The organism is Paracoccus cavernae (assembly GCF_042430175.1).
GTDB classification, from domain to species: Bacteria; Pseudomonadota; Alphaproteobacteria; order Rhodobacterales; family Rhodobacteraceae; genus Paracoccus; species Paracoccus cavernae.
On sequence record NZ_JBHMDZ010000037.1, the window covers coordinates 1 to 23650 of the forward strand.

Genomic DNA, 23650 nt, shown 5'->3' on the forward strand with positions numbered 1-23650 from the left:
TCGAGCAGGTTGCAGCGGCCAGAACCGGTGTCGACGGGCTTGAACTGGTTGCCTCGGACGGGCGGCGGTTGATGCTTCTGGTTTCCGGCGGGTAGGCACGGGCACCGCCCTCACCGGCGGCCGCGACCATTTAGCTGGCAGCCTCCGGAGGCTCGGCTGGTGTGACGGATCACGCCGAAAGGCGGCGGCGGCGCAAAGTCAGGCCAATGCCGAAGCAGATTGCGGCCAGCACGAGATAGACAGCCGAAAAGAGGGCAACCAACAGGACCGCCATCGCGGGACCGCCCGGATCGGTCGCTTGCTGGTCGAGGGCGAATTCGTAAGCCGTGACCCCGATGATGCAAAGGACCGCGAAGCAGAAAAGCAGACCGGCAGCCAGCGTGGAATATTCGGCGATCATGCGCGGCCCGCTTTGCTTGTTCATCCAAAACGCAAACCCGATCAGCAAGAGAGCCATTGCCCCGAGAAGAACCGGCAGCGCGGTGGCCTCGGCCATTCCGGTCACCTGCAAAATCGTGAAAAAAAGCATCGTGACCGGCGTCTTCGCCGCAAAGGCCACCAAAGCCGCCCCTCCGGCAACAGCCAGCCAATGGATGATCTTTTCTTTGATTGTCAGGGACATGCCTATGCTCGATCTCGATTTCCATGCTCCGGGATGGAGTGCTGAAGGCATTTCATGGACCGGACACCTACATGTTTCAACCTTCGGCTCATCTCCGCGCCAAACCCAAAGCCCTGACGACGCGCCAAACCGGCCTTGACCGGGGGGCGTTTGCGACATGGAGATCGAACGCCAGCTTCTGGAAGGCGGCGAAGCAGGACCCCATTTGTGCCGCGCGACTGGTCCGGACGTTTCGATCGCTACCGAAGAGGACCTTGTCACCGCTTGGCCGCTCGGTCACTCCGAGCCCTTCGCCGACATTCGTCCCGCCTGCGGCATAGGCTTGCGTTCGCGAAGCGAGCAGTTCTGCGTGGTGAAGGGCCCGCGGGTTAAGCGGTTACTCCTGCGCTTAGTCGCGTTCGGCGATGATCTTTTCGAAGCGTTCGGCGGTGCGTTTGGGCAGGCCTTCGGGCAGCGTGATCTCGGCCGTGTCGCCGACCTCGATCAGCATGACCATACCCATCGCGTAATGCGGCGAGCATTTGATGCCATAGGCACCGGGCTCAGACAGGGTGACCTCGAATGTATCGTTGATCTTCGACTTGAAGGGCTCGGCATTGGCGGGGATCATGCCCTCGATGATCGCCGCATTATGGCCGGGCTGGGTCGGCAGGAAGCGGACAGTATCGCCCGGCGCGATGTTCAGGTAGGCGGGCTCATAGACCATCGGGCCGGTGTCGCCGCGGTTGAGCATCTTGACCTCATGGGTCTCGGCGAAAGCGGGGCTTGCCAGCAGCATCAGCGGCAAAAGCAGGTATTTCATCGAATAGTCTCCAAGGAATGAAAGCGCAGCAGGCGGGTGTCGTCCTGCGGATCGGTCAGGGTGGTAGCGCCGACGCGGAAGATGTCGCGCAGCAGGTCGGGGATCAGCACTTCGGCGGGCGACCCGCAGGCGACCATGCGACCCCCTGCCATGACGCCCAGCCGGTCGCAGCCCATCGCCTGATTGAGATCATGCAGCGCGATCACCACGGTCAGCGGCAGGTCTTGCACCAACCGCAACAGCGCCAGTTGGTGATGGATATCGAGATGGTTGGTCGGCTCGTCCAGCAGCAGGATGCGGGGCCTTTGCGCCAGAGCGCGGGCGATCTGCAGGCGCTGCCTCTCGCCACCCGAGAGTGTGGCCCAAGCACGCGCGGCCATGGCCTCCATGCCGACGGCTTGCAGGGCATTGTCGACGATGGCGGCGTCGCCCGGGCCGAAGGGGGCCAGCGCGGTAAGCCAAGGCGTGCGGCCAAGCTCGACCACCTGACGGGCAGTCAGAGCCTCGGCCGTCTCGGCCTGCTGCTCGACCACGGCAAGGCAGCGGGCGATCTCGCGACGGGTCATGCGGCGCAGAGGCTGGCCGTCCAAGGCGACCTCGCCCCCGGCGCGGCGCTCAAGCCCCGCCAGAAGCCGCAGCAGCGTCGATTTGCCCGAGCCGTTCGGGCCGATCAGGCCGAAGGTCTCGCCCGGTGCGATCTCCAAATCGACGCCGTCGATGATGGCGCGACCCTGCGCCTGCAAGGAAAGGTTGCTGGCCGTGATCCTCATGCGCGGGCCTTGTTCCGGATCAGGATCAGGATCAGTGCGAAGGCGGGCGCGCCGACCAATGCGGTGACAACGCCGATGGGCACGACCTGACCGGGGATCAACACGCGCGAGACCACATCCGCCGCGATCATGAAAACCGCCCCCGCCAAGGCCGAGGCCGGGACCAGCGCGCCATGCCGCGCGCCCACCAGAAAGCGCATCGCATGGGGCACGACCAGCCCGACAAAGCCGATGGCCCCGACCAGGCTGACCATCACCGCCGTCAGCAGCGTCACCGCCCCCAGCAGCACCACCATCACGCGCCGCACCGCGATCCCCAGCGAGGCCGCCGCACTCGCGCCGAAGCTGAAGGCGTCGAGCGCGCGGATATGCACTGCGCAGGCCAACAGCCCCAGCAGCGCCACCGGAACCGCCAGCGCCACATCAGGCCAGCGCACGCCCGAGAGGTTGCCGAGCAGCCAGAACATGATGCCGCGTGCCTGCTCGGCATTGGCGGATTTGGCGATGAAGAAACTGGTCAGCGCATTGAACAGTTGCGATCCGGCGATCCCGGCAAGGACCAACTGCGCCGAGCCTCCGCCCGCCGCACGCGCCAAAGCCGCGACGATGCCAAAGGCCAGCGCCGCGCCGGCAAATGCCCCGGCCGAGATGCCGATGGCCCCCGCGCCGACGCCCATGATCGTGACTGCGACCGCGCCGGTCGATGCCCCGGCCGAGACGCCCAGCAGATAGGGATCGGCAAGCGCGTTGCGCACCAGCGTTTGCAGCACCAGCCCCGACAGCGCCAGCCCTGCGCCGCAAGCCGCCGCGACCAAAGTGCGCGGCATGCGGTAATTCCAGATGATGCCCGTGTCGATGGGGTCGGCACTTAGCGCCGCGCCCCAAAGCTTATGGGCCAGAACCCCGCCCACTTGGCTGATCGGCAGCGGCGTCTCGCCCAAAACAACGCCCACCAGCACCGCAAGGACAAGCACCGCCAGCCCCAGCACCAGACGCAGGATCAGCCGCGAGTGCCAAGCGGCGGCACCGGGGATGGCGGCCTCGGTCATTTCAATCCGAACTTGGGCAGAGCCTCGGCGAGGGTCTCAAGCGCGTCAATATTGCGGATCGAGGGGTCCATCGCATGCGCGTCCAGCACGATGATGCGGTCGTTCTTCACCGCCTCCATCTGGCTCGTCACCGGATCGGATTTCAGGAAGGCAATCTTCTGTTCGTAGTCATCGGCCTCGAAGCGGCGGCGGTCCATCTTGGCGACGACAATGACCGAAGGATTGGCGCGGGCAATGGTTTCCCAGCTGACGACCGGCCATTCCTCGTCGCTTTCGACGACATTCTTCAGGCCAAGCGTTTGCATCATATAGCCTGGCGGACCTTTGCGACCGGCAACATAGGGGTCGATATCCATCTCGGCGGACGAGAACCAGAACACCGCCGAGGCAGCCTTCAGACCCAGCGCCTTGGCCTTGTCGATGGCGGCGGCCTCGCGCGATTTCAGATCGGTGACCAGCGCCTGACCCTTATCCGCGACATCGAAAATCTGGCCCAGTTCCGAGACGCCCTGATAGATGCTGTCCATCGCATACATGTCGCTGCGGGTGCCGTCCGAGCCCTTTCTGTTATCCTTGCCGGTGCAATCCGACGGCAGGACATAGGTCGGGATGTTCAGGTCCGAGAACTGCTCGCGCGTGGCGACGATGCCCTGCAGGCCGACATGCCATTCATATTGCACGGTCACGAGGCCCGGGCGCTTGGCGACGACGCTTTCAAAGCTCGGATCGTTGTCGGCCAGACGCTCGATCTTGGCATTGGCATCTTTGAACTGCGGCAGGACTTCGGTGAACCAGACCGAGGTGCCCGCGACCTTATCAGCCAGACCCAGCGAATAAAGGATCTCGGTCGTGGCCTGACCGACGGTCACGGCGCTTTCCGGCGCCTTGTCAAAGGACAGATCGACACCGCAATTCGACAGCTTCAGCGGATAGGCGGTCTCGGCCGCGGCGGGCAGTACGCAGGCGCTGGCCAGCATCAGGCCAGTCAGGGTGGATTTCAGGGTCATCTCGAGGCTCCGCTCGGGTTGCAGGCGAAGGGCTTGGGAAATGGCCATGACAAAGCCGCGCCCGAATGCGGAACGCAGCGAAGAAGGATCGGCCCGACGGATCGGCAGGCGTGACGCATCTGGCACCTCCCCGGACACCCCGCCCGGATCACTATGGTTTCATCCGTCGGCAGGTCTCCTGACTGGCGGGTCATCGCGGGATGCGGCCTTCCCATGACCGAAGTCACAGTGGCTGTTTCGCATCCTGCTTTCCGCCTACAGTTGCGGGGGCAGTTCCGTTTCGGAGCGCGATGCCCCAACGGATTCCCTTTCAATTCCTTTCGGAAACCGACGCGGCTTGTGTTAGCCAAATCGGCGAAAGCACGCAAGTAAAGGTATTCACGAGCTTGCGCGCTTCGCTATAGCAACCGGCTACGGCTTACGGGGTGGATCGGACAAAGGTGGATGATACGATGGGGCACCGATGTCGAAGACCCGTGAGCATATTTTCTGCGTCGGCAATGGCAATTTTTCTGCGCTTGCAATGCCGCGCGACCGTCAGGTCACTTTCAGCCCAAGAGGTTAGCTTCAGAGCGAAGGATCCCGTCAGCGTGCTGCACCTGCAAATGTCCGCTTTGTCGGCAGAGGCAACCGTCACGGCGCGTTCAGTTGCGTCAAGCCTGAGCGGCAGCTTTCGGCGATGCAGCTATGGGCCGAGCACGCCGGCGCGCCCTGCAGTTTTCGCCCCCTCATGCATGCTTTTGGCTAAAAGCTTGCATGACACCCGCCCCCCGCCGGTCCATGAATGCTGGGGCTTTCATCCGGCCGGCGTGAAAACTCCTTGGTTGATGCGTGGTTTCTGGCATCATGGCCGCAGAAGCATGCAAGGATTCCGCCATGCCAGAGACCGCAAAACCGGCTTGGAACAAGGGCCGCGTCGTCGGCAAAAAGCCCCCGCTGACCCCCGATCAGGTTGCCCTGATCCGGCTGCTCTTGCGCCAGGACAAAGCCTGGCGCGATCTGGCGCTGTTCAACGTAGCACTCGACACCAGTTTGCGCGGCTCGGATCTGGTGCGGCTGCGGGTCTCGGATGTGGCGACGCCTGCCGGGATCCGCGAGCTCATCGAAATCCGGCAGAAGAAAACCGGGGCGCGCCATGCCCGCCCGGTCCAGGCCGCGCTTTCGCGCGGCACCCGCGACAGTCTGCAGGCCTATCTGGCGGCAGCGCAAAAGCCGCTCCACGCCTGGCTCTTCACCGGCCAGGGCCCGCGCTGGTCACAGAGCCATCTCAGCGAAAGCCAGCTCTGGCGGCTGTTCAAATCCTGGCTGGAGAGGGCGCGGCTCGATCCGACGCTCTACGGGCTGCATTCGCTCCGCCGCACCTTGCCGACCCATATCCACCAGCAGACCGGCAATTTGCGCGCCGCCCAGCTCCTGCTCGGCCATGCCAGTATCGAGAGCACCAAAGACTATATCGGCACCGAACAGGCCGAAGCCCTGGACATCGCCCGGAGGTTCCATCTGTGAGCCAGAGCTATCTCGAAAAGCGCATCCCCGCCCAAAACCTCGCCCGTTATTATCGACTCGAGGCCACCCCGAACCTCTTTGGCGAATGGAGCCTGATCCGCGCCTGGGGCCGCATCGGCACCAGCGGCCAGAGCCGCATCACCTGGTTTGCCACCGAGGCGGAGGCGCAGGCCGCGCTCCATGCGATCGAAGCTGCCAAACGCAGGCGCGGTTATTGGAAAGAGCCCGTGCAATTGGCGCTCTTCGGGTGAGAAGCACAGACGCAGGTCCGGCCTTCGCTTCGATGTTGTCCGGCTGAATGGCAGCGCAATGGCACATCTACCTCTCGGACAAAAGCAAGCGTTTTAGCTCCGTGAAAACCTAGCAGCGTCAATTGCGCTGACGCGCACCACATATCGAAACCTGATCCCAATGCAGCGCTATGCCCTTGGGCCAAAATAGAAATAAAAATAATTTAGCTTGACGAATCATAGTACAGCCACCTGCAATCACAGTAATTTGATCATTATTGGATTTCGCTATGAGCTCGTCTGTTTTCAGTCGCGTGATTTCCGCGATCGCTATTTCTGCCCTTCTTCCTGTGAATACCCTGCCCGTCCTGGCACAAGATGCTCAGTCAAGCATCAGCAAGCCGGTGGACACGCCTCAGGGCGAGGGTGCACCAGCTGAGGGCCAAGGCTCGCCGGAGATTGAACCAGAGACAACGACAGCCGAGGTTCCCGCTGAAGACGGCGCGGCGGGCACAGTTGACGAGGAGGCTCAGACTGGTGAAACCGCAGCGGCAGCCGAGAGTATCGTCCCCCCCGACGTCGGAATAAAAGCTACCTCTGAAGCGGATCTCGTCGGAACCGGCGGCGAGTATGTCTATACCTTCCCGTTCGATCTCCCAGAATATCATGATCTCGTTCCGGACCTGCGGCTACGTTACAACTCATCGCGTCTGAGTCGAGGCGGGCCGGACAACACCGTCGCGCTCGGATGGCGTCTTGGAGGCTTGTCCCGCATAGAGCGCGTATCGATCGGAGGCGGTCTTCCGACATATGATGACGGTCAGGATATTTATCGCTTAGACGGCGCTGATTTAATGGCCTGCAATGACTCAGCAGCCACGAACAAATGGACACGCAAGTACCCACTCAGCTTTTTGACCGAACAAGCGAGCGCAAGCTGTAGCGCGGGTGGCAACCTATCCACCCGGATCGAAAGCCACGCGAAGATACGTTTTGACCGCGCCAGCAACGAACTTTTCGTTACCCGGCCGAACGGTGTTCGGTACAGATACCAGTCCGTAGGTGATCTGGCCGGCGATACTAGCACCTCCGGCCAGCAATATCAGCTGGCGCATCAGAACCGTTGGCTCCTCACAGAGATTCGCGACACTCAGAAAGACAACGCGGGAGCACCCACCAACGTCGTGACGCTGCAATACGCGTTCGGTTCACTTGCGGACGGCTACCCAGAGCGGATCAGCACGATCAGGTATGATGGTTACCGGGTTGTTTTTGGCTATCAGAGTTGGAACCGACCTTCTGCCTTTGGAACCGGAACGGCAACGCTTGGCCAGCAGCGCCATCGGATCGCCTCTGTCGCAGTCTATAATGGCACAGGCAAAGTTCGCGCCTATGGCTTGGATACGGCGTACAGCGCCCAAACATTAACGACACGTTTGCACAGAATACGTAGTTACGGAGATGATTTTACAATATCCGGCGGTGCCGTTGCCTCCGGCACCCAACTGCCTGCAACCAGTTTTGAGTACAGTGCTGACACCTTTTCCTTTGTTGAACGGACTTACGCCAATACTGAGTTTCATCATGCCAATCTTATCTCTGACCTTGATTATGATGGCAGGGAAGAAATCGTCTTCGTTGCCCGCAAGATGGAGTTCCCATCTGGTGAAACTTCCGTAACCCGCTTGCTCAAAGCCGGTAGTTACAGAATTGGTCAGGATCGGAGTATCGCCAATATCCCGTCTGTATCTCTTCCTTGCGGCCAGAATGTGGCACGGCAGGATCAGTTCGACAACATTCGCAGTGCTGGAAGTGACCGTAAGGTCGGATCCATTCCTTATTGTGCGGAAATATCTTACGGCAATCCCACCATCCCTATCACATCACGGACTGCTAATTTAGATGTATTTGAAATAGGAACCGGAAACCAACAGGCGGTTTCAAGCTCCGTTCTGCAGACCTATCAAAAAGACGATCCTCGACCAAACATTCCACTGGTCTATATTCAGAAAAATTTGAGCCCAAGATCAGAGTTCTGGACATCCTCTCTCATAGAGAAGGTCATTTTTGGAGATTGGACAGGAGATGGCGTCACGGACATTAGGTATGGTGACTCGATCAAATCCTTCCTTCCAGAGGCAGGTTTTTTAGCAGGCGTCATGCGAAATGCAGGCGAGGAATGGTCCAGAGATGTCTCCGGACCATTTCCCGCATCCTCTTCCTCTTTACCGCTCCCACTTCCCGTCCACACATCTATAATAGGTGATTTTAATGGCGATGGCCTGGATGATGTCAGCCACAACAAGGTCGTTTATGCATCGACAGGGCTACAATTTGTCGCCACACAAATCAGCTCACCGGCTCAGATTATTCTTGATAAGCCAAACCTAACACAGACCGCCGACATTAACGCAGATGGCCTGGATGACATCATTATTCATGCCGGTTTCAATGATACATACCCTTCCGTTTTCCCTTATTCCAATGGGACCCAAATTTATTTAAACACCGGGTTGGGCTTTTCTCAGCTGAGTGTCAACGGCTCAACAACCATTCCCAACCTTGTGGGCGTGGGTGATTTCGACGGCGACGGGCTGACGGACCTGCTAATCGGTGGTGCACCGGGCAAGATCCTGTTCGGCGAAGGCGGGGTGCCGCATCTCTTGACGGCCGTAAATGGCGGCCGTGGCGAGCGCACAGAGATCGCTTACGGCCCATCGTCGCAGTTTGGCTACAATCAGGCCCCAGGTGTTCAGCAGGTCGTCACGCAAATCCGCCTCAACGACGGGCGCGGCGGCCCCATTCGCAAGCTCAGCTATGACTATAGCGGAGGACGCTATCATTTCGTCAATCGAAGGCCACTCGGTTTCCGGACGATCGGCGCCCAATTGCCGGCGATCGCAGGTGAAACTACCGGTCCGAAGGTTACGACCACCTACCTCAACAACTCGCAGGTTGAGGCAGGAAAGATCAGCTCCCGTGTGATGACTGACGCCACCAACGCAATACAATATCGGTTAAACAATAGTTTTGACATCATCTCCGGCAACAATGGCCCTTGGGAAGCAGAAAAGACCCGTGAACGCATTGCCGTCCGCTATGGCGACGAGCTCATTGAAACAGTCAAGGATTTTACCTGGACACTCTATGGCCAACCGCTCAGCGAGGTCAGTTTCGGTTTCACCCGTAACGGTGCCAATGTCGCGACAGCTGATGATGTGACGACAAGCTACGGTTACGTCCCCAATCTGTCGGCCTATATCGTGGACCGGCCGAGCACGATGCGGCTGCAAAGCGGACTCGCCATCACGACGGATCAGACCAAATGGCTGAAAGCGGACTATTTCCGTTATGATGGTGCGCCATCCTCCAATGCCAGCCCTGGAAAAGGGAACCTAACCGATCATTTGGTCTGGACCGGCAACCCGGACAATCTCAACACACGCTTCGTGAGCCGCTACACATATGACCCTTACGGTAACGTTCTGACCGAGACCGATGCCAAGGGTGCCACGACGACGCATACCTATGATGCTGAGCGACACCTTTTCCGCACCAGTACAAAGAATGCGCTCAATCAGACGACCACAACCTCCTGGCAGAGCGGTTGCCAATCGCCGCTGATACAGCGTGACGCCAATGACCTGGCAACAACCTTCAGTTATGATCTGCATTGCCGCGAGACACAGCAGACGCTGCCTACCGGTCAATATGTCAAAACCACCTATAATCAGCTTGGCAATGCCGAGCTGCAAAACATCCGTCGCGAGAGCCGATCCGCCTCGACGGTGGCTGGCAGCCTGCAGCACTACGAGTGGGAGTTCTTCGACGGGTTCGGCCGGATTTACAAGACGGCGACCTCGGGCGAAACCAGCGCACAGGCGGATGCGATCACCCTCCAGATGGCCTATGACGCCCGAGGCAATCTCACTTATCGCAGCAATCCCAGACTCTGGGCGGACGCAACTGCAGCCCCCCCGGCCAACCAGCGCACCGACTTCCTCTACGATGCATTGAACCGGCAGCTGCGTGAAACCTACGCCGATGCGACCTACAGCACCGCCGATTATCTCACGACAAATATATCCTCCAGTGGGGTCTCGACGCCCCATCCCGGCACCCGTCTGAAGGACGCGCATTGCTATGATGCTGCAGCGAACGGCACCGTCTGCGGTGAGGTGCAGATCTATGTCGATCATGGCGCGCGCCCCGTGCGTGAAACCCGCATAGATTTTGCTGGCACCGATATAACGACAGCAACAAGCAATGAGCGTCACACTCAATTCAGGTATGATCCGCTCGGTCAGATGATCACCGTTGTTGATCCGGAAGGCATCCGGTGGGCTTACACCTATGACATCTATGGCAACCGCATAAGTTCGGATGATCCCGGGCTGGGTCTCTGGACCATGACTTATGATGCCAACAACAACCTGCTGCGTCAGACCGATGCAAAAGGTCAGGTCATTGCCTTCACCTATGATGCGCTCAACCGGGTCACGCTTAAGCAGGTCGGGGCAGGAGCCAGCCGGGTGGAGACGCGTTTCACCTACGATCAGATCCGCGCCGACGGCAACAACATCGGCAAAGAGACAACCCAGGAGATATGGACGCCAGCAAACGGAGGCACCACGGTCCATAAGGCCGAGCGGGACTATCACGTCAACGGCCAGGTGCAATATGAGCGCCACATGATCGACGGGCGGACTTACCCGTTGCAGTTTTCCTATCGCCTGACCGGAGACGTTGCCGGAAAATACCTCCCACGTACGCCCGGAACCTCGATCACCATGGGTTGGGTCGGCAATTACGAATACGATGCCGCCAATCGTGTCACGGCTTTGGGCAACTTCATTACCGGTGTGACGTACGATGTTTGGGCCAACCCGAAGCGAATGGACTTCGGCAACGGTGCCCATCAGACAGCCAACTATAACGATCGCCGAGGCTGGCCGACAACGATAGACGGCTTTGACTCGGGAAGCGACAAGTTCTTCCGTGCCGCCTATTCCCGCACCGCAACGGGGCGCATCTCCCAGTATGAAACCATTTTCACCTGGGAAGGTATTGCATCCGATCACGTCGGCTCGTTCGCCTACACTTACGACTATGCAGGTCGGTTACTAGGCGCGGCCAATACCCGCAATCGACCTGCCTATAATCAGGTGTTCAGCTACGACCGCGCCGGAAGGATGCGGACCAAAGGACAGTCTGTCGCAAGCGCGAAAAGCTATGCGTACAACAATCAGCAGCCGGCTCATGCTCCGGTTCGTATTGTCTCAGACGGCGTCACGCTGACCTTTGCCTATGACGCCAACGGCAATATGATGACGGGCCTCGGCGGAAAGGCCATGACCTATGATGGTGAGAACCGCCCGCTCTCGGTAACGGTCAACGGCAAACGCACTTGCTATGTCTATGGCATTGACGGAGCACGTCTGAAGAAAGTCGAAGGCCTGCCTGCAAATCAGAACTGTGCCGTGCTGCCTGCCAGCCCCGGCGCCACGGTCTATTTCGGGGATGTCGAGATCCGGAACTGGGGGATTGCCGGGCAAGAGACCGTCACAACCTACCCTGACCCTGCGTTGAAGCTGAGAAACGGCAACCAGCTGGCCCAAGCCAGCTATTTGCATCGCGACCATCTCAGCTCTGTCCGTGCCATCACCGGCCCGACTGGACTGAAAATCGAAAGCGCAGTTTATCAGCCGTTCGGTGAACAGACCAGCTGGCAGGCCTCCACGGTCACCGACCCGGAAAGCAAGGGCTGGATCGGCGAACGCTACGACGCAGGCGCCGGCCTGCAATATCTCAATGCCCGCTACTACGATCCGGAACTGAGCCTCTTCCTCCAGCCCGACTGGCTCGACGTCACCAAACCTGGTGTCGGGACCAATCGGTATGCTTACAGCTTCAATGATCCCGTAAACCTGAAGGACCCTCAGGGGAACCAGGCTTTTTCCGATTGGGGTAAAGATCAGGATGAAGCAGATAGTGATAATTTGGAGAAGGCAGATCGGCATGATAGAATAGCTAGCGATATAGAAAAGGAAGAAACATGGGGTGCGTGGTGGTCAAGCAAGCTTGGTGGAGCTTCTCGGCATAGAGGAATCGCTCAAGGTTATAGAGACAGAATCGGCGTTCCTCGCGCTGAGCGCATCTCGGGAGATATGCTAGGGCTTGTTGGGGAGGTCGCGATAGGGGTTGCGATTAAGCCAGCGGGTGCTCTAGCTGGAGCCGCGCTATCTACTCCTGTGCTGGCGGAGCAATCTGCCATGGCTGCTTTGGCGAAATCTCAATTTAAAAATACACGGCTAACAGTCGCTGGTCGCGCGCTCACAAAACACCCCAATATTGCGGGATTTCAAAGCGGAGAAGCTCTATCGAAGACAATGCGGTCGCCAGATGCTATTAATGAAGCCGCCTCGCAGGCAATATCAAACTTCATGGCCAATGGGGTGAGGGATGCGCGTATACATAACACAATGGGCGCTATAGTTGATTACACAATGCCTAATGGCTTGGGCGTTAGGTTTAATGCCAACACCAACGAGTTCATTGGTTTTCTTGGGAGGGGGAGATAATGTTTGAGTATGATAAGAGGGTGATAAACAACTTTAGATATACCGTGCTCTATCCCGCTGAGGGGCAGAGTTCGATATTGGAGGTCTCTGCTGAAGGTGTGGGTGAATTTCTGCATGTAATGTTGACGTCGGACGGAGGGCTTGTTTTTTCATTTTTTCCAAATGTGGAGTTGAATATTACATTGTCCCAGTTGACCGAGGTATCCACCATTGCTCGAGACAGGCTTTCAATCGAAGATTTAAGTTGGTTGGATGAAAGTGAAAACTGAGATGATAAATAAATACCAAGTCAGCGTTGTTGTTGGAACCGCCAACAAGATGCATGCCTACGAAGAATCCATAACGGCAACCGCCCTTTGTGATCAAAGCTGCCCCCGCCTGATGTGAGTAGATGGGGTGGTTGCCGTCCTGGAAGCAAGAGAAAGTGATTTAGACAGGGAGCTGGCCGAAGAATTTTGTTCTGAATTGTACTCAGGATCAAAATATCAAATTGACGATATTGAAATATTGTACAAAACAAATGAGGAAATCGCAAACAATGTGAATGAGTTTTTCTTGTTTAAACTTTATGAATGACCCTTTTGTGTTCTCAGGGAAGCTGGGCGTTGTTGCAGAATTCCGAGCGTGGTCAGAATTTCCCCTTTCCCCAGAGGGCTTAAGCTACGCGCTCAATCTCGGCAGTGCCGAGGGCATTGAAGCGGTTCATCAGTGCGATGCGGATCTGGATTTCGGCGGTTTGACGATCGGGATCGCGTGAGGCGATCCGCTCGCCGAAGGATTTGAGGCACCGCATCTTCGCCTCGATCCGGCTTCGGACATGATAACCGGTCCATTGCTTCCAAGCGGAGCGCCCGAAGCGCTTGGTCGCGCGCAGAATGTCGTTGCGGGCTCTGGCGGCTGGACAGTCCTCCTTCCACAGGCGACCGTTTCTGCGGATGGGTATGATCGCCGTGCCGCCACGATCCAGAATTGCAGTGTGGCAGCGCCGCGTGTCGAAGGCACCGTCGCCCGTCACGGTCCCGATCTCCTCATCCGGCGGGATCTGGGCGAGAAGCTCGGGTAGAACCGGGCTGTCACCTTCGCGGCTCGAGGTGAACTCCACCGCCCGAATGTCGCCGGTGGCCGTGTCCATAGCCAAATGGACTTTGCGATACTGGCGACGACGATGCGTGCCGTGCTTGCGGGCCAGCCATTCACCATCGCCGAGAAACTTGATCCCTGTGCTGTCGACCAGCAGGTTCAGGGGGCCTGGGCCGCGGCGGTTCGTGATCTGGACCGTGATCCTTCCCTGACTGCGGCTCAGGGTCGAGAAGTCGGGCACCGGCCAGTCGAGGCCCGCCAGCTTCAAGATGCTGGCAACCATCCCGGTCGTTTGCCGAAGGGGAGGACCAAACAGCACCTTTACCATGAGGCAGAACTGCACGGCGGCATCGCTGAACACCGGCGGCCGCCCCGGACGCCCGGCCCTGGGGGCAAGCCAAACCATGTCCCTGTCCAGCCAGACAAGCAGCGAACCACGCCGCTTCAGCGCCTCGTTATATGATTTCCAGTTCTTCGTGCGGTAGCGGGCTGGTAAGGGCTTCGTCATACCGTCACGTTAACATACAGGATTCGCTTGATGAATCCTGCGGATCGGACAGTTCTGCAACAACGCCGGGAAGCTGGTTGCAGTCCTGACCCTTTTGTCTACGAGACGGGCTGAGATTCTGTGCCAGTTTATTCCTGTCCTGTTGCAGCTTTCTCGGCAACGCCGAGTGCATTGGCGAGATTCCAGAACGCCTGATGACCTTTTGAGACTTCGCGCGCCCGGTCGAAGATCGCCTGTCGGGTACTATTCATGCAGGTGAAATAAGCTGTTAGGTGTTCATTCCCGGCTTTTGGCGTGCTTCAGTTTCCGCAAGGAGACCTGATCGATGAACAATCTTTACTGGCTGACGGATACCCAGATAGAGCGCCTGAAGTCGTTCTTTCCCAAAAGCCATGGCAAGCCCCGCGTCGATGGAGCTATTCACTGTATCGCCATGGGCTCAAACTTACCGTGTCACAGCTCCCACCCATCGTCCCTTTCCCTTGAGACGGCGCGGTCATGCGCGAGTTCAACCCCGCTGTCGTGGCCATAGGCCTTCGCGGTCACCTGAACCCCATAAGCCACAGCCCGGCGCTGGTGAGGATCGGCAAAATCGGCGGCCAGCGCGCGGTCATCGCCCTGCGCGAGCTGTAGAACAATCCCATCCCCATAGTTGTCTTTGAGATCGGCAAAGAAGGCGCGTTCCTGATCATCAGCCCTGAACGCAAAGCGCTCCCCACGCTGCACAGCGTCTCCGATTTGTAACAACGCCTGCACAAGCTGTGCATGACGCGAATGTGGCGATGCCTTCCGCTCCGGCACCTGTCTTTCCACCTCGCGCCCCATCACCTGCGCCAGCTTGTCGCTGATGCCGTGCTCAGGCGCAGAGGCCTGCTCCCGCGCTGTCTCTGCCTGGTCCCGCTGCAGAATCGCAGCCAGCCGGGCTTTGCCATCATGACCGGCCTCGTCACCCTGCCCGAGCCCCGCCTCCCGCTCCCGCGCCGCCGTCGCCCGGATCGCTGCAAGCCCGGCCGGGATCCGCCCCATGCCCTGCTCCCGCGCCAACGCGTAAGCCGCACGCAACTCCTCGACCCGCACACGCAACTCGGCCACCAACTCCCGTGCCCGCCGCGCCGAATAAACCGCCACCCCGCGCACCGTCACCGGAACGTAGTCCCGCCCCTCGGCCATAGCCTCGCGCTGCGCCCGCCGCTCCATCGCATTGACCGCCGGCCCGAGCTTGACCTCGGGCGCACGGTCGAGCACCTCGGCCGCCAGATCATCGCCCCGCTCCAGCGCCGCCGCGCGCTGCGCCTCGAGTGAGCGGTGATCGACCCGCTCCTGGGCCCCCGCCAGCTCCAGCGCCCGGTTCTGCAACCCGGCCCAAACCGCCCGCATCGCCTCGATCTCGACCCCGCCGGTTTTCGCGGCATCGAGGATCCGGGTCTTGGCCCCGAGGCCTTCAGGGCCCATGACCCGTGTGGTGGTCAGGATATGGACGTGATGGTTGCGCTGATCGCCCTCGGCATGGGGCGCATGCACCGCAACATCAGCGACTACGCCATAGCGCGCCACAAGCGCCTGCGCGAAGTCCCGCGCCAAGGCGACGCGGCCCGCATTCGTCAGCTCGGAGGGCAGCGCCAGCTCCCATTCGCGGGCGGTGACGGAATTGCTGCGGCTCTCGCGCGCCTCGGAGGCATTCCACAAAGCCGCCCGCTCCTGCGCCCAGTCAGGAGCGCCTTCGGGGGCCAGGATAAAGCAATCCTGAACCCCGCGCTTGGCGGTGTAATCATGCACGCGGCCTTCCCGCTCGCAGGCGATGACACTGCCCGAGCGATAAGCGGCTGCCGCCGTCGCCGATCGACCGGCGCTGCGCTTCACGGTCTTTACCGAGAGATGGTAGCTCGCCATGCGACCCCTCTCCGCAAAGACCGCTGCGGCTGCGATGCAGCCCGCAGGCTGGCCCAAAAACCAGCACACCGCGTCGCAGAGCAAGGGTCCTGCGCCCCGGCAGGCACGACCCGCTCCGGTGACGCCCGCCCGACAGCGCCTCCCCCCATGCAGGGGAGCGCGCCACGGGCGGACCTCGCTCCTGTGCGCCGCCCACCAGAAGGCTGGGCGCACAGGAGCGAGGCGGCTTGCGCACCGCAAGCCTGGTGCGTGGCCGGCCCCACAGGGGGCCAGGGCCGCCGCACCATCTGCCGCCCGTGAAGTTGATCCCGACCAGCCCCCCATGCAGGGGGGAGGTCACGGATCGGCAAGCGGGCGGCAGCGGGCCATCCAACAGCCCATGTTGGCATGAGATGGTTTGGAAGAGGCGGCGCGCTCTTCCATATCGCCGCAACGCGCGGCGACGGGGTTGGCCATCGGCCGGGGCATTGCCCCGAAGAGATCGCACGCAAATCTTGGAGCCAGAGGCGAGAAGTTTGCATAAGTGCGCCCTTGTCCTTTACAGGCCACAGGGTAAACGATAGATTTGAGCCGTTCAATCAGACATTTCACGCCGTCCATTTTCATCTTCGGGATAGTTAACATGACCGAGACCGAACTCGACCGTGCCCAGAAGCGCTATGATCAAGCCCGCGCCCGCCTGCAGGCCCTCAAGAACCGCGAAGCCGCCAAAGAGCGCAAACTCGATACCCGTCGCAAGGTGATCATCGGAGGCGCGCTCACCGATCTCGCCAGCCGCGACGACAATGCCCGCGCTATGCTCGATCGCCTTATCCGTAATCTGCCTCGCGAACAGGACCGCAAAACCTTTGAGGGCTGGGAACCGGAGAAGCCAAAGCCGGAGGATCCAGGACCCAGCGCATGAGGCTGCTCGGTCGCCTGTACCGGATCATCGCCACAACGCTGGGGCTGTTGATCGGTGTGCCTTGGTTGATCGGCACCTTTCTGTTTTTTCTCGCCTGCAGCCTTGCGGGCGGGTTCCTCCTTTTCTCGATGTTGCGCGGTCTGTTCGCCGGCACGGAGATGCTCGACGATCTGCCGTCCACCGCCTTGGGAGTGCTCGGCTTTGCCCTCTGCCTGATCCCGGCAATCGGCCTCGGGCTGCTGCACTGGTCCGATTATACCGGCCTCTCCCTCAACTTCCTGCGGCGCGGTGACAGTCATGGCTCGGCCCGCCTGAGCACCCGCAAGGAACGAGCCGCGCTCCAGCGCGGCGAAGGGCTCCTGATCGGCCGCGATGCCGACAGTGCCCGCCTGCTGCGCTATGACGGACCGGCCCATCTCCTGACCCTCGCCCCGACCCGCGCCGGCAAGGGCGTGGGGACAATCATCCCGAACCTGCTGACCGCCAAACGTTCGGTTCTGGTCATCGACCCCAAAGGCGAGAATGCCCGCATCACCGCACGCGCCAGATCTGGCCTGGGGCCGGTCCATGTCTTCGATCCCTTCGGGGTCACCGGCCTGCCGACCGCCGCCTGCAATCCGCTCGATCGGCTGCAGCGGGGAAGTCCGGATCTCGGTGAAGACGCGGCAGCGCTTGCCGAAGCGCTGGTCATGGATCCGCCCGGACAGATCTCCGAGGCCCATTGGAACGAAGAGGCCAAAGCCCTGCTCGCCGGGCTGATCCTCTTTGTCGTCTGCCACGAAGAAGCCGGACGACGCACGCTGGTCTCTGTTCGGGAATACCTGACCCTGCCCCCCGAGCGGCTCCGCGCGCTTCTGGAGCTGATGCAGGAAAGCGAGGCCGCCCATGGCCTGATCGCCCGCGCGGCCAATCGCTTCCTCGGCAAGGCCGACAGGGAAGCGGCGTCCGTCCTTTCGAATGCGCAGCGCCATACCCACTTCCTCGACAGCCCCCGCATCACCGCCGCCCTTGCCCGCAGCGATCTCGATTTCGCCGATCTGGGACGCGGCATCATCTCGGTCTTTCTGGTCTTGCCCCCGAACCGGCTCGACACCCACAGCCGCTGGCTGCGCCTCATGGTCGCGCAGGCGCTTCAGGACATCGCCAGAGACGCGGAGAGGCCCCAGGAGCGCCACAGGCCTCCTGAGGTGGTCACAGGGGCTCAGAACGGCCCAGAGACGGCGACAGGCCCATCAGAAAGCCCTGAGAGCACCAGGACGGCCCCCAGCGGCCCTGTGCTCTTCTTGCTGGACGAATTTGCCGCCCTCGGGCGCTTGGAGCCTGTGGAGCGCGCTATGGGGCTGATGGCCGGTTACGGCATTCAGCTCTGGCCGATCCTGCAGGACCTAAGCCAGCTCAAGGCCATTTATGGCCAGCGCGCCGGCACCTTCATCGCCAATGCCGGTGTTCAGCAGGTGTTTGGCGTCAATGATTTCGAGACCGCAGAGTGGCTGAGCCGGATGATCGGCAAGGAAACCACCAGCTACCAGAGCCACAGCCAGCGCCACGGCTCTGATGATCCGCTAACCACGACCACCAATCTCACCGGCCGCGATCTCCTGACTCCGGATGAGATCATGCAGATGCCCGCCCATCTCCAGCTGCTGCGTATCCAGGGCCAGCCCGTCACCCTGGCGCGCAAGCTGCGCTATTACGCCGATCCCGAATTCAAAACCCTCTTCGACCCGGACAGAAGCTGATGAAAGGATAACCCATGGCCCAAACGCCCCCTGCCCTCTCGGGATCGGACGAGTTGCGCGAAACCGTCGATCTCCTCGCTCAGGTCTTGGCCTCGATCTCGGACAGGCTCGACAGCCAAGGCCACCAGCTCGACGCGTTGCTGCAGCTGGGTCAATCCGGGCGCAACGCTTCGGCTTCATCCGCGCAATCCGCATCCGTTGAAAATCTGGGCGAAGGCCTGATCGGAAAGACCATCATCTACACTCTCGGCCCGATTGTCGTGAAGTTGGAGGAGGTCGAGGAGAACCTGCGGACCCATCGAAGCGAGATTGATGGAAAGATGCAGCGGCTGTTGTCTCAGGAAGAGGCTGTGCTGAACCGTCTGCGCAAAGAAGCCGAGGATGCTGAATGGGCGAAGGTCAGGCACTGCGGTTTTGCAGCAGGAGTTGGAGTGCTCGGCCTGCTCCTTGGCACCGCCATCGGGCTCATGTTCTGAGCCTCTGTCCGGGACAGATTGAGCTCCGGAACAGACTTATCCACAGGCTGAGAGTGTTAAATAGGTGTTAAATAGGTGTTACGGGTTCCAAAATGCCTGTTTTTCAAATTGAAAACAAAGACATGCCTGGGCGAGCCGTGTGTAAAGTGTCGTTTAAGCGTGTGTAAAGTGGTGATTCGGCGTGTGTAAAGTGTCGTTTCTCGCTACCTGTGTGTGAAGTGTCGTTTTGAGGGTTTCCGTGTGTGAAGTGTCGTTGTAAGCTCAGCGTGTGTGAAGTGTCGAAAGCTGTGCAGATGAACGATTATCCCCTTTTGCCAGATCGCCACCCTCAGGGGGATTTTTTTGTTTGCGATATCTTCGACGCAGCCCCAAAGGGTGATATCGGATCGATGGAGCATCCGATATTCTCGCTTTCGACGAAGCCGGATACTCGTGCTCGCCTCTATGAGCACAATGGGGTTTCCGTCGAGGTTAAGCCGTCATCCGACGGGCTCGCGACCGTTCACGACCGGGATATACTGATCTTCTGCATCAGCCAGATCATCAGAGGGATGAATGATGGCAAGGCACCGCAACAAGTGGTTCGTTTTCAAGCGTCTGATCTGCTTAAAGCCACTAATCGCATGCTAACCGGTCGCGGCTATGACCTGCTTAAGGCGGCAATGGAGCGGTTGGCGGGAACGCGGATCTCCACGAATATCACGACCGGCGGCGAAGAGGTGTTTGAAACCTTTGGCTTGATTGAGCGGGCGCGGATTGTGCGGGAAACACGCGAAGGTCGCATGCAGGAAGTTGAGATCAAGCTTTCGGACTGGGTTTTTAACGCGATCAAGGCGCAAGAGGTTCTGACGCTCAGTCGAGATTACTTTCGCCTGCGCAAGCCGTTAGAGCGCCGCATATATGAGTTGGCGCGCAAGCACTGCGGGCGCCAGAGAGAGTGGCGCATCGGATTGGAAACGCTACAGAAGAAATGCGGTTCTGGATCTTCACTGAGGGAGTTTCGACGGCTGGTGACAGCGATCGCGGATGAGGATCAGAAACACGGCCACATGCCGGACTATGAGATCCGGTTCGACAACGAAACCGATATCCTGACGGTGCGCAGCCGCGGAACAATCTGCCCTGATGCCGTCACCGACACAGTGAGCATTCCGCAACTCGACAGCGACGTCTACGACATGGCGCGCGAAGCTGCTCCCGGCTGGGACGTGCGCTATATCGAAAGCGAATGGCGCGCCTGGGCAACCGAAGCGCCACGAAATCCCGAGATGGCTTTCCTTGGATTTTGCCGTAAATGGTACGAAAAGCGCGGGCGTCCATAAGGGGATAAGCGCACAACAGCAAAAGAACACGAGTGCAAGTGTGCACAAGGGCACGGAGGCAATAATGCAGGTGATCGTAATTGCAATGCAGAAAGGCGGGGTCGGGAAATCCACACTCGCCCGTTCTCTGGCCGTAGCAGCGGTGCGAGATGGTCTTTCGGTGCTTATCTTAGATATGGATACACAGCAGAGCGTCAGCCAATGGGCCGAGCGCCGTGAGGCTGATATGCCGGTAGTCGTGTTCTCGACCGAAAATGAGCTTCCGAAGAAACTGGCGCAGGCGAAGGATGCCGCCGATCTGGTCATCATCGACACGCCCCCTGCCCGCTCAACCGAAGCTCCGGCTGCTGTTGAGGCTGCAGATCTGGTTCTGATTCCGACGACGCCGGATGTTGAGCCTCTTGAGCAGATGCCGCGCACACTGCGCCTTTGTCGCGGCTTTCAGCGTCCGGTCTTTGCTGTGATTAATCAGGCCAACCCGACCGGCCCTGGAGAGGTCCTGCAGACGCGAGAGGTTATCGACGCCATGGATGCCAAGGCGGCCCCGATCGTTCTGCACCGGCGCAAGGCGCACCGTGATGCGAGTGCAGCAGGCCTGACGGCACAAGAGTATGATCCGAAAGGCAAGGCGGCCGACGAAATCGCTGCACTTTGGACGTGGGTTCGCGCAGAACTTCAAAACAGCAATCCTGCATAGGTGCATAAAAGCATAAGTGCACTTGTGCACATTTTAACTGTGGCAAGGAGGCAGGGGAAAAAATGAAAAGACCAAACGCGTTGCTTGCGGCGATAGGGAAGACGGCAGAGTCTGCACAGGCAGAGACGACAGTTACAGCCGCAATAGCTGAAACTGCCGTGACAAAGGCTGCACCGGCGAAGAGGGCAGGGCAGAAGCACCTCGGAGCCTACTTTGACAAGAGAGACCCTCTCCTTGAGCGCGTGGCGATCCTCCGAGCGCGTCTAGATATGACTAACTCAGACTTAATCGAGCATGCGCTAAACGAACTTTGGGCGCGACATGAGGCAGGGCGCAAGTTCGGAGATTGAGCAACACAGCACGGATGCAACACTGCACTTGTGCACAAGTTCAGAGATGAAATGTCTGATAACTCTACTTCTTTAGAATAAGTGCCAATAATATCAAGGCACTGAACAATACAAGCTATTCAATAATGAAACCGCAGCTGTGCAATTTCTAAAACTTGGGCGTTGCCAGCACCACTGACCCGGTAGACCATCCGATCTTCCTGAGAAATTCTTCGCGACCACCAGCCGGTCAGATCACCCTTCAACGGCTCCGGCTTGCCGGTCCCTTTGAAGGGAGTCCGCTTGCACTGCTTGATCAGCTCATTGATCCGCTCACGAACCTTGTCATTTGTGCTGGCCCAGTACTGGTAGTCCTCCCAGGCCTGATCGGAAAAAGCCAGCTTCACTCGATCAGCTCATGCTCTTTGCCTGATCCAGCATCGAGTTGTGCGATCGACGCACGCAAACGGGATGCGTTTTTCGGTGTAGACAAGAGGTGTAGCGTCTCATTAACCGCGTTCCATGTTTCCAAGGATACGACGACCACGGACTCGCCATTCTTGCGCGTCACGACAACTTCCTGCCTGTCATGGATCGCGCGATCCATAACGCCCTTCAGCTGAGCTCGTGCGTCTGAATAAGTCATAACGTCCATGTTGGCACCTCTTCGTTACCCAATCATATGTACAAAATTCGGTACAAATCAAGGGGGCGGTGCCAGAGCTATTCGCGACTGCACGGATCCTCATGCGCGCTTTCGGTCAAAAGCACGCATGGTGACCCGGATCCATGCCGTTTTTCCTTACGCTCTGGGCGGGAAGTGGCCTGACGGCGGTGCGGCATTACAATCGCGCCGAAATGCGAAACCGGACGCTCGACCGCAGGCGTAGGGGGCCAGGTTGCTACTTGACGGTTTGGTCACTCCGAGCCCATTGCGGACGGTCGCGATCTTCTCATAGGTTTGCAGCATTCGGTAGCGTTGCAGGCCTTGAATGACATATGCATCCCCCCAGCCCCGGGTTAAATTATCGAGGCTGCGCGACATCGGTTGGAACCTCTGGGACCCAATAGGGCTGCTGGGGACGAGCGGGCACTTTCCTGGAGGATGGAGCGACGAAGCGAACCGAGGGTTTGCAGATGAGTATGACAACTACCTGATTTCCGCTGCGTCTCAGTTAAGGCAGGGCGCACCGCGCGATCTAGTCGTCAGCTATCTCGTCCATGTAGAGTCTGACTACATAGGGCTTGGAGAACGTCCCACATCACAAGAACGCGCTGAGGCAGTCGTCGCAGCAATACTCGCAGATGACAGTATCTGGACGTGGCCTGATGAACAGGGTCGGTTCGCCCAGAACGAATGACCTCTTCGTCCGCAGAGCAGACCGTCACGGCGCGTTCGGCCGCGTCCAGCCTGAGCGGCGGCTTTCGGCTATGCAGCTATGGGCCGAACACGCCGGCGCGCCCTGCAGTTTTCGCCCCCTCATGCATGCTTTTGGTCAAAAGCGAGCATGAAAGAGTGGTGCAGCCTTGCTAAGAGAAGTCCCGACGCGTTCAACCCTTGCCAACAGATCGCATCCTGCAGGCCGGCCATTAAACTACTGATGCGAATTTCTTCGACAGGCCCCGCAGTCGGATCCTACGCGGAATCGAACTTTTCGCCCTTTCGCTGGAGCTTTGCACGCAGGTCAGTTTCGCCAGCGACATTCCCCTCGATTGCAGTACGCTTTTTCATTGGCTGCGGTCGACGTCACGGTCTAGTTTGCCCGCGGCAAGATATTGAATAGGTAGAAAATGATCCGGCACATGAACCTGGCCGCCTCTGGCGCTTGTGCATTTTTGCTTGGCAGCGCCGCCTTCGCGCAAGAGGCCGTCCCGCTCACCGAAGAGCTTTTCACCCTGCCTTGGGTGATCGCCGATTTCGAGGGTCGGAGTGATGTCGAATACGTGACTTCTCCAACCTTCGGCATCTTTGAAGTCGCGGATCGTGACGTGGGAGGCGACACCCCTTGCGCTCATAGCTGGAACGGCAAAATCGATCTTGATCTGCCTGCGGTTACCATTTCCGAGGTCGAGGCTTTCCATAGCGACGAGTGCCCCGCCGATCGCGATACCATGACCCTCCTCAAGCTGTTCGAGCA

At 59.4% G+C, this 23650-nt stretch carries 19 protein-coding genes, 1 pseudogene and 1 riboswitch; of the genes and pseudogenes, 11 read left to right on the forward strand and 9 right to left on the reverse strand.

The features are described from left to right. Positions 1-169 precede the first annotated feature (169 nt). The 5 genes from ACFFUC_RS12920 to ACFFUC_RS12940 all read right to left on the reverse strand — a co-directional run bounded on the left by ACFFUC_RS12920 (position 170) and on the right by ACFFUC_RS12940 (position 4250). Complete coding sequence (locus ACFFUC_RS12920; protein ID WP_377686815.1) at positions 170-622, reverse strand: hypothetical protein; 453 nt, start codon at positions 620-622, stop codon at positions 170-172. 388 nt (positions 623-1010) lie between these two features. Beyond that, positions 1011-1424, reverse strand: a complete 414-nt coding sequence (locus ACFFUC_RS12925) for a pseudoazurin (protein ID WP_377686817.1) — start codon at positions 1422-1424, stop codon at positions 1011-1013. Beyond that, positions 1421-2194 carry an ABC transporter ATP-binding protein gene (locus ACFFUC_RS12930; protein WP_377686819.1) on the reverse strand — a complete coding sequence of 258 codons (774 nt, stop codon included), beginning with the start codon at positions 2192-2194 and terminating at the stop codon, positions 1421-1423. Before ACFFUC_RS12930 ends, ACFFUC_RS12925 begins: the two co-directional genes overlap by 4 nt. Next, positions 2191-3243 (reverse strand): FecCD family ABC transporter permease, encoded by a 1053-nt coding sequence (locus ACFFUC_RS12935; RefSeq protein ID WP_377686822.1) that lies wholly within the window; start codon positions 3241-3243, stop codon positions 2191-2193. The genes ACFFUC_RS12930 and ACFFUC_RS12935 overlap by 4 nt, the downstream gene beginning before the upstream one ends. Next, the gene (locus ACFFUC_RS12940; RefSeq protein WP_377686823.1) at positions 3240-4250 is read right to left on the reverse strand and encodes an ABC transporter substrate-binding protein; all 1011 of its coding nucleotides are present in this window, start codon (positions 4248-4250) and stop codon (positions 3240-3242) included. Before ACFFUC_RS12940 ends, ACFFUC_RS12935 begins: the two co-directional genes overlap by 4 nt. Positions 4251-4401: 151 nt before the next feature. Next, positions 4402-4597, reverse strand: a riboswitch (cobalamin riboswitch). Positions 4598-5126: 529 nt separating this feature from the next. Here ACFFUC_RS12940 and ACFFUC_RS12945 point away from each other — a divergent pair. The 4 genes from ACFFUC_RS12945 (at position 5127) to ACFFUC_RS12960 (ending at position 12836) form a co-directional block, all read left to right on the forward strand. Beyond that, positions 5127-5756 (forward strand): tyrosine-type recombinase/integrase, encoded by a 630-nt coding sequence (locus ACFFUC_RS12945; protein ID WP_377686825.1) that lies wholly within the window; start codon positions 5127-5129, stop codon positions 5754-5756. Continuing rightward, entirely contained in the window at positions 5753-6007 is a 255-nt protein-coding gene (locus tag ACFFUC_RS12950) for a WGR domain-containing protein (RefSeq protein ID WP_377686827.1), read from the forward strand. Before ACFFUC_RS12945 ends, ACFFUC_RS12950 begins: the two co-directional genes overlap by 4 nt. Positions 6008-6276: 269 nt before the next feature. Then, complete coding sequence (locus tag ACFFUC_RS12955; RefSeq protein WP_377686830.1) at positions 6277-12567, forward strand: RHS repeat-associated core domain-containing protein; 6291 nt, start codon at positions 6277-6279, stop codon at positions 12565-12567. After that, positions 12567-12836 (forward strand): hypothetical protein, encoded by a 270-nt coding sequence (locus ACFFUC_RS12960; RefSeq protein ID WP_377686832.1) that lies wholly within the window; start codon positions 12567-12569, stop codon positions 12834-12836. The genes ACFFUC_RS12955 and ACFFUC_RS12960 overlap by 1 nt, the downstream gene beginning before the upstream one ends. A 386-nt stretch (positions 12837-13222) precedes the next feature. Here the strand turns inward: ACFFUC_RS12960 and ACFFUC_RS12965 are convergent, their stop codons facing one another. After that, positions 13223-14155 carry an IS5 family transposase gene (locus ACFFUC_RS12965; protein WP_377686834.1) on the reverse strand — a complete coding sequence of 311 codons (933 nt, stop codon included), beginning with the start codon at positions 14153-14155 and terminating at the stop codon, positions 13223-13225. A gap of 325 nt (positions 14156-14480) precedes the next feature. On the opposite strand from ACFFUC_RS12965, the pseudogene ACFFUC_RS12970 reads away from it, so the two are divergent. Continuing rightward, positions 14481-14567, forward strand: a pseudogene (locus tag ACFFUC_RS12970) (IS5/IS1182 family transposase); the annotation flags it as partial. A gap of 41 nt (positions 14568-14608) precedes the next feature. Here the strand turns inward: ACFFUC_RS12970 and mobQ are convergent. Continuing rightward, positions 14609-16045 (reverse strand): MobQ family relaxase, encoded by a 1437-nt coding sequence (gene mobQ / locus ACFFUC_RS12975; protein ID WP_377686836.1) that lies wholly within the window; start codon positions 16043-16045, stop codon positions 14609-14611. Between the two features lie 622 nt (positions 16046-16667). On the opposite strand from mobQ, the gene ACFFUC_RS12980 reads away from it, so the two are divergent. From ACFFUC_RS12980 to ACFFUC_RS13000, 5 genes are all read left to right on the forward strand, one after another. Continuing rightward, positions 16668-16949, forward strand: coding sequence for a mobilization protein (locus ACFFUC_RS12980; protein WP_377686837.1), 282 nt, complete (start codon positions 16668-16670; stop codon positions 16947-16949). After that, positions 16946-18688 carry a type IV secretory system conjugative DNA transfer family protein gene (locus ACFFUC_RS12985; protein ID WP_377686839.1) on the forward strand — a complete coding sequence of 581 codons (1743 nt, stop codon included), beginning with the start codon at positions 16946-16948 and terminating at the stop codon, positions 18686-18688. The genes ACFFUC_RS12980 and ACFFUC_RS12985 overlap by 4 nt, the downstream gene beginning before the upstream one ends. Before the next feature lie 14 nt (positions 18689-18702). Continuing rightward, positions 18703-19164 carry a hypothetical protein gene (locus ACFFUC_RS12990; RefSeq protein ID WP_377686841.1) on the forward strand — a complete coding sequence of 154 codons (462 nt, stop codon included), beginning with the start codon at positions 18703-18705 and terminating at the stop codon, positions 19162-19164. 293 nt (positions 19165-19457) lie between these two features. Continuing rightward, positions 19458-20486, forward strand: coding sequence for a replication initiator protein A (locus ACFFUC_RS12995; RefSeq protein ID WP_377686842.1), 1029 nt, complete (start codon positions 19458-19460; stop codon positions 20484-20486). A gap of 64 nt (positions 20487-20550) precedes the next feature. Further along, positions 20551-21183 (forward strand): AAA family ATPase, encoded by a 633-nt coding sequence (locus ACFFUC_RS13000; protein WP_377686844.1) that lies wholly within the window; start codon positions 20551-20553, stop codon positions 21181-21183. Positions 21184-21652: 469 nt separating this feature from the next. Here the strand turns inward: ACFFUC_RS13000 and ACFFUC_RS13005 are convergent, their stop codons facing one another. Together ACFFUC_RS13005 and ACFFUC_RS13010 are read right to left on the reverse strand one after the other, a co-directional pair. Further along, the gene (locus ACFFUC_RS13005; protein ID WP_377686846.1) at positions 21653-21919 is read right to left on the reverse strand and encodes a Txe/YoeB family addiction module toxin; all 267 of its coding nucleotides are present in this window, start codon (positions 21917-21919) and stop codon (positions 21653-21655) included. Next, positions 21916-22167, reverse strand: coding sequence for a type II toxin-antitoxin system Phd/YefM family antitoxin (locus ACFFUC_RS13010; RefSeq protein ID WP_377686848.1), 252 nt, complete (start codon positions 22165-22167; stop codon positions 21916-21918). The genes ACFFUC_RS13005 and ACFFUC_RS13010 overlap by 4 nt, the downstream gene beginning before the upstream one ends. A 1148-nt stretch (positions 22168-23315) precedes the next feature. On the opposite strand from ACFFUC_RS13010, the gene ACFFUC_RS13015 reads away from it, so the two are divergent. Continuing rightward, positions 23316-23650, forward strand: a 335-nt coding sequence (locus tag ACFFUC_RS13015) for a hypothetical protein (RefSeq protein WP_377686850.1), incomplete at its 3' end; no start/stop codon positions are given.